At 29.7% G+C, this 2,238-nt stretch carries 1 protein-coding gene and 1 pseudogene; both read right to left on the reverse strand.

The window, feature by feature from the left end; genetic code table 11:
• Nucleotides 1-719, reverse strand: a pseudogene (locus tag KPL54_RS25590) (hypothetical protein); the annotation flags it as partial.
• 11 nt (nt 720-730) lie between these two features.
• A partial coding sequence (locus tag KPL54_RS25595) for an MBOAT family O-acyltransferase (protein ID WP_253203812.1) occupies nt 731-2,238 on the reverse strand: 1,508 nt, incomplete at its 5' end.

Genomic DNA, 2,238 nt, shown 5'->3' on the forward strand with positions numbered 1-2,238 from the left:
CTATAATCATGTGGTGCATTTGTGAAAATCAATTTGAAATTTTCCTTTTTAGATAAAGCTATCATTTTATTCAGATATTCTTCTGTTTTAGGTGGAAGATCTGCGGTTTCTGTAGTTTCAGAATTTGAAGCATTTTCTTTACCATACACATCGTGACTAGCGTTAAATCCTTTTCTATAATAAGTCTCATCCACATCAAAGTTAAAATCTGTATCTGTTAGTTCTTTCCAACGATCATGATATTTGAAAATCGGAAAAAAATAATTGAGCCACTGATCCATTGGTGTAGTGTTAAGAATAGCTTGCACTTTATTTACAGAAAACTTAACGTTATCTAAAGCAGTTCTTATATAACCCTCATCACCAAATTCATCAGTTGAACCCAAATAATATAAATCTACTACTACAATTGGATCCTTATGTTTTTTCAAAACTTCTTTTAATAAATAGTAGGTTACATCTATTGGTTGACCTCCCGTAGAATAGTCAAAGCTTGTTATTCCAAACTGTTTCCATAAAACGTTAGGATTTATTAAAGCATCCATATGGCTTGAACCTAATAATACAACATCAAATGAATCTCCTGTATTATCATACAATCCTTGCGTGAGCTTAGCCCGATGATTTGTTTTTATAATAAAAATAGAATTAAGCGTTATAATAAAGATCAATAATATAATTACAAAACTAATTCCTTTTAAAAATGACTTTTTAAGCATGAAAAATCCTCCTAGAATTGTGAATAGATAAACTGCTGCATACTATATCCAGGACCATACAATCCAAATATTAGAATGACCACAGCGGCACCTACATACGTTGCCCATCTAAACATTATGTTTTGTTTTGCTAAACTAGTTCGTAAATCTTTTGTTCTTCGTAATATATCTACTGTTAGAACTAAAATTATACCAACAAGTGCAATAAAAAAATCTTTTGAATCTAATCCAAGTTTAAAAATAGAACCATTAATAAGTACCCAAGGATTAAAATAAAAAATATTTTTAATTATTGTTATAGCAGTTGATAATGAACTAGCCTTAAAAAATATCCAAGCAAAATTTACAAGCATAAAGGTTATAAATACTTGAAAAAACTTGAAACTAAATACGTCTGTTTTAATTTTAAAAGTTTTTACTATCCTTTTTCTAAAGGGTTTAGTAAAATTCTCTACTATCTGATAAAGTCCGTGAAGTCCGCCCCAAATAATAAAATTAAAGGTAGCTCCATGCCATAAACCACTTACTATGAACACAATCATAATATTATAATTAGCTCTAAAATTTCCACGTCTATTTCCGCCTAGTGGAAAATATAAATAGTCTTTAAACCAACTAGTGAGTGATACGTGCCAGCGGCTCCAAAATTCTTTTATTGATCTTGACAAATAAGGTTGGTGAAAATTATTAGTCACCTTAAAGCCCAAGACCTCTGAAGCTCCTCTTGCTATATCTGAATACGACATAAAATCGCAATAAATTTGAAAACTGAAAAACAATGTAGCTATAAAAGTTGTAAAACCTTTATAGTGATTAGGGTTGTTGTATACAGTATTAACAAGTACTGCTAATCTATCTGATACTACTATTTTTACGAAGACACCCCATAACATTAGTAATAGACCGTTTTTAACTCTATCATAATTAAAATTATGCTTCTCATCAAATTGATGTAACATATTTTTCGATTTTTCAATAGGACCTGCAACTACTTGAGGGAAGAATGATACAAACAGAGCATATTTCCCTATGTTTTTCTGTGCGGGAACATCTTTTCTATAAACATCTACAGTATAGCTAAGGGCTTGGAGGGTATAGAATGATATCCCAAGTGGCAGTAAATATTCAAAAGATGGTGCATGATTTGAGAGGCTAAATGCATGTAATAAACGCGATAAACCCTCATTGAAAAAATTATAATATTTGAACAAAAATAAGATACCCAAATTACTAGAAAAACTTGCAAAAACCCATATTTTTTTTAATTGAGTAGATTTTTTTTCGTTGCTTATCTTATTTGCTTTTTCAATTAGTAAACCACTTAAATATGTGATGATAGTCGATGTAGCTATTAATATTGCATATTTAGGATTTAAAAACATATAAAAGAAATAACTGCATATTAGCAGCCAAACCCATCGAAGTTTATGCGGGATTACATAATATAAAACAGAAACAATCAGAAAAAACATTAAAAATTTTATTGAAGTAAATTGCATCATATACCTTCTTTCCATTA

Origin of the sequence: Clostridium estertheticum, from assembly GCF_018861295.1 — a bacterium.
In the GTDB taxonomy this organism is placed as follows: domain Bacteria; phylum Bacillota; class Clostridia; order Clostridiales; family Clostridiaceae; genus Clostridium_AD; species Clostridium_AD estertheticum_D.